General features: G+C 61.0%; 13 protein-coding genes. All 13 read right to left on the bottom strand.

The annotated features are described in order from the left end of the window. Nucleotides 1–26: 26 nt before the first annotated feature. From ftsA to rsmH, 13 genes are read right to left on the bottom strand one after another with little or no spacing between them, the layout of a single operon-like run. Nucleotides 27–1,283 (bottom strand): cell division protein FtsA, encoded by a 1,257-nt coding sequence (gene ftsA / locus LCH65_RS02440; protein ID WP_003364017.1) that lies wholly within the window; start codon nucleotides 1,281–1,283, stop codon nucleotides 27–29. A 14-nt stretch (nucleotides 1,284–1,297) separates the two neighbouring features. Beyond that, a complete protein-coding gene (locus LCH65_RS02435) occupies nucleotides 1,298–2,167 on the bottom strand; it encodes a cell division protein FtsQ/DivIB (protein ID WP_003364019.1) in 870 nt (289 codons plus the stop codon). Between the two features lie 3 nt (nucleotides 2,168–2,170). Next, nucleotides 2,171–3,130, bottom strand: coding sequence for a D-alanine--D-alanine ligase (locus tag LCH65_RS02430; RefSeq protein WP_044308994.1), 960 nt, complete (start codon nucleotides 3,128–3,130; stop codon nucleotides 2,171–2,173). Beyond that, nucleotides 3,127–4,587: a UDP-N-acetylmuramate--L-alanine ligase gene (murC, locus tag LCH65_RS02425; protein WP_003431458.1), complete on the bottom strand. Its 1,461-nt coding sequence runs from the start codon at nucleotides 4,585–4,587 to the stop codon at nucleotides 3,127–3,129. The genes LCH65_RS02430 and murC overlap by 4 nt, the downstream gene beginning before the upstream one ends. Continuing rightward, the gene (gene murG / locus LCH65_RS02420) at nucleotides 4,580–5,650 is read right to left on the bottom strand and encodes an undecaprenyldiphospho-muramoylpentapeptide beta-N-acetylglucosaminyltransferase (RefSeq protein WP_074805047.1); all 1,071 of its coding nucleotides are present in this window, start codon (nucleotides 5,648–5,650) and stop codon (nucleotides 4,580–4,582) included. The genes murC and murG overlap by 8 nt, the downstream gene beginning before the upstream one ends. After that, nucleotides 5,640–6,851 carry a putative lipid II flippase FtsW gene (gene ftsW, locus LCH65_RS02415; protein ID WP_162885659.1) on the bottom strand — a complete coding sequence of 404 codons (1,212 nt, stop codon included), beginning with the start codon at nucleotides 6,849–6,851 and terminating at the stop codon, nucleotides 5,640–5,642. Before ftsW ends, murG begins: the two co-directional genes overlap by 11 nt. Further along, nucleotides 6,851–8,197 (bottom strand): UDP-N-acetylmuramoyl-L-alanine--D-glutamate ligase, encoded by a 1,347-nt coding sequence (gene murD / locus LCH65_RS02410; RefSeq protein WP_044308992.1) that lies wholly within the window; start codon nucleotides 8,195–8,197, stop codon nucleotides 6,851–6,853. The genes ftsW and murD overlap by 1 nt, the downstream gene beginning before the upstream one ends. Before the next feature lie 5 nt (nucleotides 8,198–8,202). Further along, complete coding sequence (gene mraY, locus LCH65_RS02405; RefSeq protein WP_003431468.1) at nucleotides 8,203–9,285, bottom strand: phospho-N-acetylmuramoyl-pentapeptide-transferase; 1,083 nt, start codon at nucleotides 9,283–9,285, stop codon at nucleotides 8,203–8,205. Further along, entirely contained in the window at nucleotides 9,285–10,655 is a 1,371-nt protein-coding gene (gene murF / locus LCH65_RS02400) for a UDP-N-acetylmuramoyl-tripeptide--D-alanyl-D-alanine ligase (protein WP_003431469.1), read from the bottom strand. Before murF ends, mraY begins: the two co-directional genes overlap by 1 nt. Beyond that, nucleotides 10,648–12,111, bottom strand: a complete 1,464-nt coding sequence (locus LCH65_RS02395; RefSeq protein WP_226439105.1) for a UDP-N-acetylmuramoyl-L-alanyl-D-glutamate--2,6-diaminopimelate ligase — start codon at nucleotides 12,109–12,111, stop codon at nucleotides 10,648–10,650. Before LCH65_RS02395 ends, murF begins: the two co-directional genes overlap by 8 nt. After that, the gene (locus LCH65_RS02390) at nucleotides 12,111–13,838 is read right to left on the bottom strand and encodes a penicillin-binding protein 2 (protein WP_010427469.1); all 1,728 of its coding nucleotides are present in this window, start codon (nucleotides 13,836–13,838) and stop codon (nucleotides 12,111–12,113) included. The genes LCH65_RS02395 and LCH65_RS02390 overlap by 1 nt, the downstream gene beginning before the upstream one ends. Further along, the gene (gene ftsL, locus LCH65_RS02385) at nucleotides 13,838–14,131 is read right to left on the bottom strand and encodes a cell division protein FtsL (RefSeq protein ID WP_003340690.1); all 294 of its coding nucleotides are present in this window, start codon (nucleotides 14,129–14,131) and stop codon (nucleotides 13,838–13,840) included. The genes LCH65_RS02390 and ftsL overlap by 1 nt, the downstream gene beginning before the upstream one ends. Next, nucleotides 14,128–15,069, bottom strand: coding sequence for a 16S rRNA (cytosine(1402)-N(4))-methyltransferase RsmH (gene rsmH, locus LCH65_RS02380; RefSeq protein WP_226439249.1), 942 nt, complete (start codon nucleotides 15,067–15,069; stop codon nucleotides 14,128–14,130). Before rsmH ends, ftsL begins: the two co-directional genes overlap by 4 nt. Nucleotide 15,070 lies beyond the last annotated feature (1 nt).

Genomic DNA, 15,070 nt, shown 5'->3' with positions numbered 1-15,070 from the left:
GCTGTGAAACCGTTAAACGTTGAAACTTAGAAATTGCCCTGCACCCAACGCTTGATACGCTCAAGCACCGGTGCCTTGGTTTCGTCGCTGTAGCTGCTGTTGCCGACAATCCCGGACAGCGAAATGCCATCCGATTGTTTTTGCAGCCCGTACATCAACAGGCCTACGCCGGTTGAGTAAATCGGGTTGCGGACGACATCAGCGAGCCCTTTGACGCTGTGCGGTACGCCCAGGCGCACCGGCATGTGGAAGATTTCCTCGGCCAGTTCGACCGCACCTTCCATTTTCGCTGTGCCCCCGGTCAGCACGATGCCGGCCGGGATCAGGTCTTCGTAGCCGCTGCGGCGCAGTTCGGCCTGGATCAGGGTGAACAACTCGTCGTAACGAGGCTCGACCACTTCGGCCAGGGCCTGACGCGACAGCTCGCGAGGTGGGCGGTCTCCCACGCTCGGCACTTTGATGGTTTCGCCTGCACCGGCCAGCTTGGCCAGCGCACAGGCATAACGAATCTTGATTTCTTCGGCGTACTGGGTCGGAGTGCGCAACGCCATGGCGATGTCGTTGGTCACCTGATCACCCGCAATCGGGATGACCGCTGTGTGGCGAATGGCGCCTTCGGTGAAGATCGCGATGTCGGTAGTGCCGCCTCCGATGTCCACCAGGCAGACACCCAGTTCTTTCTCGTCATCGGTCAGCACGGAATACGCCGAGGCCAACTGTTCGAGAATGATGTCGTCGACTTCCAGCCCGCAGCGACGTACGCACTTCTCGATGTTCTGCGCCGCGTTCACCGCACAGGTCACCACGTGAACCTTGGCTTCCAGACGTACGCCGGACATGCCCAGGGGCTCACGCACGCCTTCCTGATTATCGATCACGTAATCCTGAGGCAAGGTGTGCAGCACGCGCTGGTCGGCAGGAATGGCCACCGCCTGAGCAGCATCGAGCACACGCTCCAGATCCGCAGAGCTGACTTCGCGATCACGAATCGCCACGATGCCGTGTGAGTTCAGGCTGCGAATGTGGCTGCCTGCCACACCAACAAATGCCGAGTGGATACGGCAGCCGGCCATCAGCTGCGCTTCTTCGATTGCGCGCTGGATCGACTGCACGGTCGATTCGATATTCACCACCACGCCCTTCTTCAGGCCGCGGGAGGGATGGGTACCGATACCCACGATTTCCAGCGAGCCATCGGCCGCGACTTCGCCTACCAGTGCCACCACCTTGGAGGTACCGATATCCAGCCCGACGATCATTTTGCCGCTTTGCACATTTGCCATGGTCCTGCCTCTTATCAATTCTTCGCGACGGCGGGTTTTTCCGTCGCCGGCGCTGCCTGTTCGCGCCAACCGACCGCAAGGCCGTTGGAGTAACGCAAGTCGACGCGCGCGATATTCGTTATTTGGTCTTTCAGCGTTTTGTCGTAAATCGCGATGAAGCGGCGCATTTTTTCGACAAGGTGGTCGCGTCCAAGCAACAACTCGATACCCGGGCCAGCACTACCGGCACCTGTCGTCAGGAACCAGCTGCCACGCTCGCGCAGCTCCAGGCGCACGATGGAGAAGCCCAGCGGGCGCAACATCTGACTCAACACCTGATACTGCTGCATCACCTGCTGCTGGGCCCGCTGCGGGCCGAACAACTGGGGAAGATGTTCGTAATTGGACAGTTCACGCGGTGTGAAAGCCTGCCCCTGGTTATTCAACAGCGCTTCATCGCCCCAACGGGCAACCGGCAACTGCTCTTCAAGACGAATCACGACCTGATCCGGCCATACACGACGGACCTCGGCGTGCGCGATCCAGGGCATCTGCTCAAGCTCGGTGCGCATGGCAGCCAGATCGATCTTGAAAAAGCTCGACGCCACATAAGGCGCAATCCGCTGCTGCACAGCCTGCTGGCTGATGTAACTCAAATCGCCCTGCACGTTGATGCGGGTGATCGGGCGGTCGGCGTACGGCAGCAGACGCTGTGCTGCCTCATAAGTACCGAAGCCCAGAACCACCAACAGCACAGGCCAGAGCAAACGCTTCAGAAAACTGAAGTTGGCCTTGGGCAGGCGCGCCGACAAGGGCTCCTTGGCCACCATACGGCTGGCGCCGCGCGGCACCGGCTTGTTGCGGCCGGGAGCAGGTGGCTGAGGACGTGTCGACGCGCCGTACATGCCTTAACCTCTCGCCTGAACGCTGTCGGCCAGAATCGCCAACACCAGTTGTTGAAAATCCAGACCTGCCGCACGGGCCGCCATAGGCACCAGACTGTGATCGGTCATGCCGGGTACAGTATTGACTTCCAGTAACCAGAACTTGCCTTGTGCGTCCTGCATGACATCCGTGCGCGCCCAGCCTGCAATGCCGATGGCATCGCAAGCACGTGCTGCAAGTTGTTTGAGTTCCTGTTCCTGCGCATCGCCAAGTCCGCACGGAATCCGATACTGAGTATCGGACGCCAGGTACTTGGCATCGTAATCATAAAAACTATGAGGAGTGCCCAGGCCGATGGGAGGCAACACCTGGCCACGCAGAGACGCCACAGTGAACTCAGGTCCCTGAATCCACTGTTCGACTAATACTTGCGAATCGTAGGTACTGGCGGCTTTCCAGGCGGCGATCAATTCATCGACGCTGTTCACCTTTGCCATACCGATACTTGAACCTTCATGGGCCGGTTTGACGATCAAAGGCAGGCCCAGTTCCGTCACGGCGCAAATACAATCACTCTCGTTTTCAAGAACGGCATGCAGCGGTGTGGCGAGGCCGAGACTCTGCCAGACCTGCTTGGTGCGCAACTTGTCCATCGCCAGGGCAGAAGCCAGTACGCCACTGCCGGTATAAGGGATTTCCAGGCATTCCAGCAGGCCTTGCATGGTGCCGTCTTCACCGCCACGTCCGTGCAGAACGATAAAGGCACGGTCGATTTTCTCGCTGACCAGTCGCTGCAGAAAGTCATCGCCCACATCGATGCCGAACGCATCCACGCCAGCCTCGAGCAACGCGCCGAGCACGGCATTACCCGAGTTCAGCGAGACCGCCCGCTCGGCACTCTTGCCACCGAAGAGCACGGCGACACGGCCGAAGCTTTTCGGCTCAAGTGTCGAGCGCAGGGACGACTGGGCGACGGCTGTCATTTCAGCTTCCCTTCGGTGGGGGCCACTTTGGCACCGGCGAACAGTGGGCTTTTCAGCAGCTGTGGCGCAAGACCACCGATGTCGCCAGCGCCCTGACACAACAGGATGTCGCCGGCACGCAACAGCGGCTTGACCAGCGGCGCCAGCTCGACACCACGCTCGATGTAGATCGGGTCCAGCTGGCCACGCTGACGAATGCTGTGGCACAGGTTGCGGCTGTCCGCACCAGGAATCGGTTCTTCACCGGCCGGGTAGACTTCCATCAGCAGCAGCACATTGGCGTCTGCCAGCACCTGGACGAAATCGTCGTACAGGTCACGGGTGCGGCTGAAACGGTGTGGCTGGTAGACCATCACCAGACGACGGTCAGGCCAGCCGCCACGCACAGCGTTGATAACGGCAGCGACTTCGCGCGGATGGTGACCGTAGTCATCGACCAGCATCACGTTGCCGCCGTCAACCGGCAGCTCGCCGTAGACCTGGAAGCGCCGACCGACGCCCTGGAACCCGGAAAGGCCCTGAACGATGGCCTCGTCGCTGACGCCCTCGTCGGTGGCGATGGCGATGGTCGCCAGCGAGTTGAGTACGTTGTGATTGCCGGGCATGTTCACCGACACATCCAGCGGCTCGCGGTCGCGGCGCAGTACGGTGAAGAATGTCAGCATGCCGTCCTGACGCACATTGATTGCACGTATATCGGCAGACTCGCTGAAGCCATAGGTCAGCGTCGGACGCTTGACCAACGGCAGAATTTCACGCACCACCGGATCGTCGATGCACATCACCGCCAGCCCATAGAACGGCAGGTTGTGCAGGAACTCGACAAAGGTCTTCTTCAGTTTGTTGAAGTCGCCTTCGTAGGTCGCCATGTGATCGGCGTCGATATTGGTGACCACAGCGACCAGAGGCTGCAGGTGCAGGAAGCTGGCGTCGCTCTCATCGGCTTCGGCGATCAGGTAGCGGCTGGTGCCCAGCTGCGCATTGGTGCCCGCCGCGTTGAGACGGCCGCCAATCACGAAGGTCGGGTCCAGGCCGCCGGCAGCGAATACCGAAGCGATCAGGCTGGTGGTGGTGGTCTTGCCGTGCGTACCGGCAACAGCGATGCCGTGGCGATAACGCATCAGCTCGGCGAGCATCTCGGCACGCGGTACGACCGGAATGCGGCGCTCCAGCGCGGTGGCCACTTCCGGGTTGGAGGTGTTGACGGCACTGGACACTACCAGCACGTCGGCACCGATGGTGTTCTCGGCACGATGGCCGATAAAAATCTGTGCGCCGAACGATTCCAGGCGCTCGGTCACGGCCGAGCCCTTCAGGTCGGAGCCCGAGACTTCGTAACCCAGGTTCAACAACACCTCGGCGATCCCGCACATGCCGACACCGCCGATACCGACGAAGTGGATACGACGGATACGGCGCATTTCAGGTTGTGGCATGGCGCGTTGATTCTCAACCATGGGCCACCTCCACACAGACGTTGACGACAGTGCTGGTTGCATCAGGCATGGCCAGGCTGCGTGCAGTGCGGGCCATGCTGTTCAATTGTTCGGGTTGCATCAAAACCTCTTTCAGGCGTGCTGCCATCTCGGCGGCGCCAGTTGTCGCTTGCGGCATGACGAAGGCTGCGCCTTCGCGAGCCAGATAGTCAGCGTTACGTGACTGATGGTCATCAATCGCGTGGGGCAGCGGTATCAGCAACGACGGCAGGCCGGCGGCGGCCAGTTCGCTGATGGTCAATGCGCCTGCGCGGCAGACCACCAGATCGGCCCAGCCATAGGCTTGGGCCATGTTCTGTATGAATGGCGCAACCTGCGCCTCGACGCCCACGTTGCGATAGCGCTCGGCGGTGACTGCGTCATGATTCTTGCCCGACTGATGAAACACTTCGGGCTGGATGTCCTGAGGCAGCTGAGACAGCGCCTCGGGCAGCAGTTTGTTCAACGGCTCCGCGCCCAGGCTTCCGCCCAGTACCAGCAGACGAGCCTTGCGTCCGGCCAGAGCCTGACGCGGTGTTTCCAGAAACAGCTCGACACGCACCGGGTTGCCGGTGGTGCGACGCTTGGATGAATCCGCAAAGGTGTTCGGGAACGCTTCGCACACCCGGCTGGCGAACGAGGCCAGACTGCGGTTGGCGGTACCGGCAACGGCATTCTGCTCGTGAATGATCAACGGTACGCCTGCCAGCTTCGCCGCCAGACCGCCAGGGCCGGTGACGTAGCCACCGAAGCCGACCACGCAGACCGGTTTCACCTCACGCACAACCTTGCGTGCGTGCATCAGGGCCTTGAGCAACATGAACGGCGCCTTGAGCAGCGACAAGCGGCCCTTGCCACGCAGACCGGTAACGTTGATCAGGTGCAGCGTCAGACCGGCCTGCGGCACCAGTTCGTTTTCGATACCACGCGGCGTGCCCAGCCAATGGACCTTGTAGCCGCGTGCCTGGAACTCGCGCGCACAGGCCAGCGCCGGGAATACATGCCCGCCGGTCCCGCCTGCCATGATCAGCACGTTAGCGTCCATGCGGTGTGTCCTCGGCGAAGTCGCTTTCCTTGAACTCGGCTTCTTCACTGCCCATGTTGTTGCGCGATTCCCACTCGATGCGCAGCAGCAGCCCGAGGCTCGCGCAGCAGATCACCAGCGAGCTGCCGCCGTAGCTGAGGAACGGCAGGGTCAGCCCCTTGGTAGGCAGCAGACCGACGTTCACACCGATGTTGATCAGGAACTGACCGATCCACAGGAACGAAAGGCCGTAGGCCACATAGGCACCGAAGAACTGCTTGGCGCGCTCGGCCCACATGCCGATGTACATGCCGCGAATACTGACGAACAGGAACAGCGCGACGGTGATCAGCGAACCCACCACGCCCAGCTCTTCTGCAAGTACCGAGAACACGAAGTCGGTGTGCGCTTCCGGCAGATAGAACTGCTTCTGCACACTGTTGCCCAGTCCGACGCCGAACCACTCGCCGCGACCGAAGGCGATCAGTGCCTGGGTCAATTGATAGCCGGAACCGAACTGGTCGGCCCACGGGTCGGTAAAGTTGGTCAGACGCGCCATCCGGTAAGGTTGGGCCTGGACCAGCACCACCACAGAAGCGACCGCCAGCACCACCATCAGCGAGAAGCGGAACAGGCCGACACCGCCGAGAAACAGCATGGCTGCCGCCGAGCCCATCATTACCACGGTCGCACCGAAGTCAGGTTCCATGAGCAGCAGACCGGCCATCGGCAGCAGCACGATGAACGGCTTGAAAAAGCCCATCCAGCTTTCGCGAACTTCCTGCTGCTGACGAATCAGGTAGCCGGCAAGGAAGATCACCACGAATACCTTGGCGATTTCCGACGGCTGCACGTTGAACGCGCCGAAACCGATCCAGCGCATCGAACCGTTTACCTCGCGCCCGATTCCCGGCACCAGTACCAGCAGCAACAGGCCGAACGCGCCAAGCAGCATCATCCAGCCCAGGCGTTGCCAGGTGGCGACCGGAATCATCATGGTCACGCCACAGGCACCCAGACCGATCAGCAGATAAACCAGGTGACGGGTCATCATGTACAGCGTGTTACCGGACTGTACGGCGGCAACTTCCGACGAGGCCGAGGTAATCATCACCAGGCCAAGGCCGAGCAGCGCCAGGCAGCCGACCAGCATCGGGAAGTCCAGGTCGATGCCTCGCCCACTGATCAGTGGCGATGGATAAGGCTTGATCACACCGAAGATCATGACAAGCACTCCACTGCCTGCGCGAACACACGTCCGCGCTCTTCATAATTCTTGAACATGTCCAGACTGGCGCATGCAGGAGAAAGCAATACGGCATCGCCACGCTGAGCCAGTTTTGCGCTGTGCTCGACAGCCGCCTGGACGGTGTCGACATGCACCAGCGGGACAGCGTCGCCCAATGCCTGGGCAATAAGCTGGGCATCACGCCCGAGCAAGACCGCCGCGCGGCAATGCTCGGCGACTGGCGCGCGCAAACCGCTGAAATCAGCGCCTTTGCCATCGCCGCCGGCGATCAGCACCAGCTTGCCGTCGATATCCGAGCCCAGACCTTCGATGGCAGCCAGCGCGGCACCCACGTTGGTGGCTTTGGAGTCGTTGTAGTAATGAACGCCTTCGTGCTCGCGCAGCCACTGGCAGCGATGCTCCAGACCAGTGAACTCGCGCAGGCTGGCGAGCATGGCGTCGAACGGCAGGCCGACCGCATGCCCCAGGGCCAGGGCGGCAAGCGCGTTGGACTGATTGTGCGCACCACGCACTTTCAGCTCACGTACCGGCATGAGGTTTTCAAACTGGAACGCCAGGTACTTTTCGCCGTTCTCTTCACGCAGGCCGAAACCATGGAAGTCGGGCTTGTTGAGGCCGAATGTCCAGCACGGCAGGCCTTCGCCAATCAACGGACGGGACAGCGCATCCTGACGATTGACCACCACCTGCCGCGCGCCACGGAAAATCCGGTGCTTGGCCAGGTGGTAGGCAGGCAGGCCGCTGTAACGGTCCATGTGGTCTTCACTGATATTCAGCACGGTCGCCACTTCGGCATTGAGCTGGTCAGTGGTTTCGAGCTGAAAGCTGGAAAGCTCCATCACGTACAGCTCGACGTCGTCGCTGAGCAGGTCCAGCGCCGGAGTGCCGAGATTGCCGCCCACCGCCACACGCTTTCCAGCGGCAGCAGCCATTTCGCCGACCAGTGTCGTCACGGTGCTTTTCGCATTCGAGCCGGTAATGGCAATCACCGGCGCCTTCGCGTGACGCGCGAACAGTTCGATGTCGCCCGACAGTTTGACGCCACGTGCGTGAGCCTGCTGCAGGGCCGGGGTCGCCAGGGCCAGACCGGGGCTGACATACAGCTCATCGGCACGGCAGAGGAAATCCACGTCCAGCTCGCCACAACGCACTTCCACCTGCGGATAGTCGCGACGCAAGGTCGCCAGCTCAGGAGGATTCTCCCGCGTGTCGGCCACGGCAAAGGACACGCCCTGGTTCGCCAGGAAGCGAACCAGGGACATGCCGCTTTTGCCTAGACCCACGACAATGCGGAAGCGGTCGGAAACGATCAGGGACACTCGTTCTACCTCAGTTTCAGCGTGGCAAGGCCAATGAGCACCAGAATCACGGTGATGATCCAGAAACGGACGATCACACGTGGCTCGGGCCAGCCTTTGAGTTCAAAGTGGTGGTGGATCGGCGCCATGCGGAATACGCGGCGGCCGGTAAGTTTGAAAGACGCAACCTGAATGACCACTGAAAGGGTTTCCATCACGAACACGCCGCCCATGATGAACAGGACCATTTCCTGACGAACGATCACCGCCATGGTGCCCAGCGCCGCGCCGAGTGCCAGCGCACCGACGTCGCCCATGAACACCTGCGCCGGATACGTGTTGAACCAGAGGAATCCGAGCCCGGCGCCAATCAGCGCCCCAGAGAACACAATCAGCTCGCCCGCCCCCGGCACGTAGGGAATCAGCAGGTATTCAGCAAATTTCACGTTACCCGACAGGTAGCAGAAGATGCCCAAGGCACCGCCTACCATCACCGTCGGCATGATCGCCAGACCATCCAGCCCGTCAGTCAGGTTGACTGCATTGCTGGAGCCGACAATCACGAAATAGGTCAACACGATGAAACCGATACCCAGCGGGATACGCACATCCTTGAGCATCGGCACGATCAGCGTGGTTTCAGTCGCCGACGGTGCAGTCGTATAAAGGAAGATCGCTGCACAGAGGCCAAAAACCGACTGCCAGAAATACTTCCAGCGGCTCGGCAGGCCCCGGGAATTCTTTTCGATCACCTTGCGGTAGTCATCGACCCAGCCGATGGCGCCGAACAACAGTGTCACCAGCAACACAACCCATACGTAACGGTTGCTCAGGTCAGCCCACAGCAATGTACTGATACCGATGGACGACAGGATCAGCGCCCCACCCATGGTCGGCGTACCCGACTTGGACAGGTGCGATTGCGGACCATCGTTGCGCACCGACTGACCGATCTGACGCATTTGCAGGGTGCGGATCATCCACGGCCCCAGGCACAGCGACAGCGTCAGGGCGGTGAGCACGCCAAGGATCCCGCGCAATGACAGGTACTGAAAGACCGCGAAGCCTTTGTAGAACTGTTGTAAAAACTCGGCCAACAGCAGCAGCATTAATGTTTCTCCAGGCTAGAACCGCACAAGGCAGCCACGACGTGTTCCATCGCAGCGCTACGCGAGCCCTTGATCAGTAAAGTGGTATCAGGATTCTGCTCGGCGCCCAGCGCCGCGATCAGTTCAGCCTGACTGGCAAAGTGGTAAGCGTGCTCGCCGAAGGCGCTGACCGCGTGAGTCATCAATGGGCCGACGGCATACAGCGCCGACACCTTGCCAGCGGCATAGGCGCCCACTTCGCGATGGCCCTGCTCGGCCCATTCGCCCAGCTCACCGATGTCGCCCAGCACCAGTACGGTACGACCGGTGAAGCCGGTGAGGATGTCGACGGCCGCGTTGATCGAGGCAGGGTTGGCGTTGTAGGTGTCATCGATGACGCGCATGCCATTGCTGGCGATTTGCGCCACGGCACGGCCCTTGACCGGCTGCACGTTGTTCAGCCCGGTGACGATCCCTTCCAGCGGCACACCCATTGCGCAGCCCGCAGCCGCAGCGGCCAAGGCGTTGGACACATTGTGTGTGCCGAGCAGGTTCAACTGGACCCGGGCAGTGCCGAGCGGGCTGTTGAGGGTAAAAGCCGGGCAGCCCCGAGCATCACGGCTCAGCTCGCTGGCGTACACGTCAGCCGCAGAGTCGGTCAGTGCGAAGGTCAGGACATTGCGATCGCCGGCGCGCTTGCGCCAGATCGGAAACGCCTTGTCTTCCAGATTCAATACTGCAGTACCACCCGCGCCGAGACCTTCGAGAATCTCGCCCTTGGCTTCGACAATTCTGTCCGGGCCGCCGAACTCGCCGACGTGGGCAGTTCCGGCGTTGGTGATCATGGCGACGTGCGGCTTGGCGAGGCTTACGGTGTAGGCAATCTCGCCGACCCGCGACGCACCCAGCTCGATCACAGCGGACGTGTATTCCGGGGCCAGTTCCAGCAGAGTCAGTGGAACGCCCAATTCGTTGTTCAGGTTGCCTCGGGTCGCCAGCACCGGGCCGCGCGTGCGCAGGATGCTCGCGAGCATTTCCTTGACCGTGGTCTTGCCACTGGAGCCGGTGACTGCAGCAACCGGCCGGTCGACGAATGCATTGCGATTCATGGCACCCAGTTGGGCAAGCGCCTTGCGGGTATCCAGCACGACCAGTTGCGGCAAGGCGGCGCCCTGCACTTCGCGCTCGACCAGAGCACCGACCGCACCTTTGGCAGCCACTTGATCGAGGTATTCATGACCGTCAAAACGCGGCCCGGTCAGGGCTACAAACAGCTGGCCTGGCTCGATGCCACGGCTGTCGGTGCTCACGCCGGAAAAGCTGCAGTCGCCCCCGACCAGACGCGCATCGAGTGGTACAACCAGTTCGCTGAAGGTCATTGGCTTAAGCATTTGCAGGCTCCCATATGGCAAGCGCGCTGGCGGCTTCTTGCAAATCGGAGAATGGCTGCCGCTGACCATTGATTTCCTGATAGTCCTCGTGGCCCTTGCCGGCGAGCACTACGACGTCATCGGCATTGGCGCTGGCAATCAGTTCGGCAATGGCCTGACCGCGACCTTCGATGAAACGCACCTTGTCGACAGCAGCGAAGCCAGGGCGAATATCGTCAAAAATACTGGCTGGCGATTCGGAGCGCGGGTTGTCGTCGGTGACCCACGCACCGTCTGCCAGGCGTTCGACCACTTCAGCCATCAGCGGACGCTTGCCGCGATCACGATCACCGCCGCAGCCGAACAGGCACAACAGACGGCCTTTGGCGTGCGGGCGCAGTGCTTCGAGGACTTTTTCCAGCGCATCCGGAGTATGCGCGTAATCGACAACCACCAGCGGCTTGTCGGCACCACCCAGACGCTGCATGCGCCCGACCGGGCCTTCGAGTTTCGGCAGCACCTTGAGAATTTCGTCCAGCGCGTAATCCAGGCCCAGCAAAGCGCCGACCGCAGCCAGCACGTTGCTCAGGTTGAAGCGACCCAGCAGGCTGCTGCGCAGGAAATGCTCGCCCTGAGGCGTGACCAACGTAGCGCGCACGCCATCATCATCGAATTTCGCATCGCGGCAATACAGGTAGGCCGAGCTATCCAGCTGGCTATAGGTGATCAACCGCGACTCTTGCTTGATACCGGCCAGTTCACGACCGAAAGTATCATCCAGGTTGATTACCCGGCATTTCAGGTTGGACCATGCAAACAGCTTGGCCTTGGCGGCAGCGTACGCTTCCATGGTGCCGTGATAATCCAGGTGATCACGGGACAGATTGGTCAGCACCGCCACATCAAACGCCAGCGCCGTCGCCCGCCCTTGATCCAGCCCATGAGACGACACTTCCATCGCCACTGCGCGCGCACCGGCCTTTTTCAGATCGGCCAGCGTCGCCTGAACGGCAATCGGGTCAGGCGTGGTATGACGGCCGCTTTGCAGCGCGCCGTAGAATCCTGTGCCCAGTGTGCCGACGATGCCGCAGTGCTGACCCAGCGCATCAAGCGCCTGCGCAACCAGCTGGGTGACGCTGGTCTTGCCGTTGGTGCCGGTAACACCTACCAGATTCAGACTGCGACTCGGGTCGCCGTAGAAGCGGCCGGCAATATCGGACAACTGCGCGGCGAGCCCCTTGACCGGGATCAGCGGCACGTCAGTGATCGGCAGAACGGTCGAGCCTTCGACTTCGTACGCCACAGCCGCCGCGCCACGCTTGAGCGCGTCGGCAATATGCGCACGGCCATCGACATTGATACCCGGTATGGCTAGAAACAGATCACCCGGACGGACATTGCGACTGTCGAGAGTCAACTCGCGAATCAGCGCATCGCGGTCGGTGTGAGCGAAAATCTTGCTCAGATTAAAGGCCATCAACCACGCCCTCCTTTGGCTGCCGGTGCGGCGTTGACTTGTTCAGGTGGCGCAAGGTTGTCCGGCGTCACGTTCATCAGACGCAACGTGCCGGACATGACCTTGCTGAATACCGGGGCCGAAACCAGACCGCCGTAGTAACCACCCTTGCTCGGCTCGTCGATGACGACCACGATGGCGTAACGCGGGTTACTCATCGGGCCGAACCCGGCGAACAGCGAGCGATAGGAGTTTTCCGCGTAGCCCTTGGTACCGATGGACGTCTTACGCGCCGTACCACTCTTGCCACCGACGTGGTAGGACGGTACACGGGCGCGATAGACGCCGCGCGGGTCCTCGATAACCTGCTGCAACATGCCTTGCAGGGTCTTGGCGGTTTTCTCCGGAATGGCCTGGGTCGATTCCGGCTCTTTATCTGTTTTCAGAATGGTCAACGGCACAATGCGGCCATTGTTGGCCAGCGCGCCGTAGGCATGCACCAGTTGCAAAGCCGTGACCGACAAACCGTAGCCATAGGACAGCGTGGCGGTTTCAGCCTTGCGCCATTCGCGGTAGTTGGGCAGGTTGCCGACGCGCTCGCCAGGGAAGCCGAGGCCGGTGTACTGACCGAAACCGACGCGCTGCATGGCACGAAAGATCGCCTCACCGCCCACATCGAACGCGACCTTGCTCATGCCGACGTTACTGGAGTTGATCAGAATGCCGGTCAGATCGAGGATCGGGCCTTCGGTCTTGGTCACGTCACGAATCGTGTATTTGCCGATCTGCAGGGTGCCCGGATAAACCTCGACCTTGTCGGTCGGCTTCCAGCGGCCACTGTCCAGCGCCGCGGTCATGGAGATCGGCTTCATGGTCGAACCAGGTTCGAACACGTCGATGATGGCCCGGTTGCGCATGGCGGCAGGCACCATGGTGCGGCGGTTGTTCGGGTTGTAGGTCGGCTGGTTGACCATCGCCAGCACCTCACCGGTCTTGACGTCCATGATCACCATGCTGCCGGCCTTGGCCTCGTTCTCGACGATGGCATTGCGCAGTTCACGGGTCGCCAGGTACTGCAGGCGCAGGTCAATGGACAAAGCCAAGGTCTTTCCGGCCTTGGCATTCTTGGTGACCTGAACATCCTTGATCAGTCGACCGCGCCGGTCCTTGATGACCTGACGTTTGCCAGGCACACCGGCGAGCCAGTCGTCATACGCCAGCTCGACGCCTTCGCGGCCATGGTCATCAAGGTCGGTAAAGCCGACCATGTGTGCGGTGACATCGCCGGCAGGATAAAAGCGGCGGAATTCTTCGATGCCGTAGACACCCGGTACTTTCAGGTCGATGACCGACTGGCCCTGCTCTGGCGTCAGGCCACGGACCAGATAGATGAATTCCTTGTTCGCCTGCGAGTCCAGACGCTCGGTCAATGCCTTGAGATCCTGACCCAGCGCGGCTGCCAGCATCGGCCACTTGGACTTGTCCTGCTGCATTTCACGCGGGTTGGCCCACAGCGTCGTCACAGGAGTACTGACCGCCAGCGGCTCGCCGTTACGGTCGGTGATCAGGCCACGGTGCGCCGGAATAGGGATATGCCGAAGGCTGCGTGCATCGCCTTGCTCTTTAAGAAAGGTATGGTCGATGACCTGCAGGTCGACGATGCGCCAGCAAATGGCGAGCACGAGGGATACCAGCAGCCCTACGACTACGCGAAAACGCCACGGATAAAGAGCGCCATCGAGCTTCATCATGGCGCCACCATCCGTACTTCGGCAGCGCTCGGGATGCGCATCTTCAGTTGTTCGGTGGCCAGAGTCTCGATACGGCTGTGTGCAGTCCAGGTGCTCTGCTCAAGAATCAACCGGCCCCACTCTGCCTGCGCCTTGTCGCGCACGCTCATTTCCGAATACAGCGAGTTGAGCAGTTGACGATTCCAATGTGCGCTATAGGAAACGCCAATCGCCGAAATCAGTACAGCAATGAACAGCAGCAGCATAATGAAGCTGCCGCCGGGCAGAGGTTTCAGAAACAGACGGCTCACCTGAGCTTCTCCGCTACACGCATGACAGCACTGCGCGAGCGCGGGTTGGCTTTGGTTTCGACATCAGAGGCGAACTGGGCCTTGCCGTGAATTTTGATTTTCGGTTCGAACGGCTTGAACTGGATCGGCAGATTGCGCGGCATGTTGTCGGCTTCGCCCTTGGCGAGCTTGCGCATGAACAACTTGACGATGCGGTCTTCCAGCGAGTGAAAGCTGATGACGACCAGAAGGCCGCCCACTTCCAGCGCATCCAGAGCCGCTTCGAGACCGGCTTCCAGATCGCCCAATTCGTTATTTACGTGAATACGCAGGCCCTGAAAGGCACGCGTTGCAGGATTCTTGCCCTTTTCCCAGGCAGGGTTGGCGACCTTGAGCACTTCTGCCAGATCGGCTGTGCGCTCGAAAGGCTGGACTTCGCGGCGCGCGACGACCGCATTGGCCATCCGCTTGGCAAATCGCTCTTCGCCGTATTCCTTGAAAACGCGGGCAATCTCTTCAGCCGGTGCAGTCGCGATGAACTCGGCAGCGCTCACGCCACGGGTCGGGTCCATGCGCATGTCCAGAGGACCGTCGTTCATGAAGCTGAAACCGCGCTCGGGATCATCCAGCTGCGGGGACGACACACCCAGATCCAGCAGAATGCCACTGACCTTGCCCGCCAAACCGCGTTCCTGAGTCTCGGATCCCAATTCGGCAAAGCTGCGCTGCACAATGACAAAGCGGCCGTCTTCGGCCGCTAGCGCTTGCCCGGTGGCAATCGCTTGAGGGTCCTTGTCGAATCCCAGGAGCCGACCCTCTGGGCCCAGCTGGCTGAGTATCAGACGACTATGCCCGCCACGCCCGAACGTGCCGTCCAAGTAGCAGCCATCGGCGCGCACCGCGAGAGCCTCCACGGCTTCTTCAAGCAGCACGGTGATGTGGGTAAAGCCGCTATTCATA

The organism is Pseudomonas sp. MWU16-30316, from assembly GCF_020515645.1.
GTDB classification, from domain to species: Bacteria; Pseudomonadota; Gammaproteobacteria; order Pseudomonadales; family Pseudomonadaceae; genus Aquipseudomonas; species Aquipseudomonas cerasi.
Note: the sequence above shows the minus strand (reverse complement) of the source record. Positions and strands in the feature narration are given on the sequence as shown.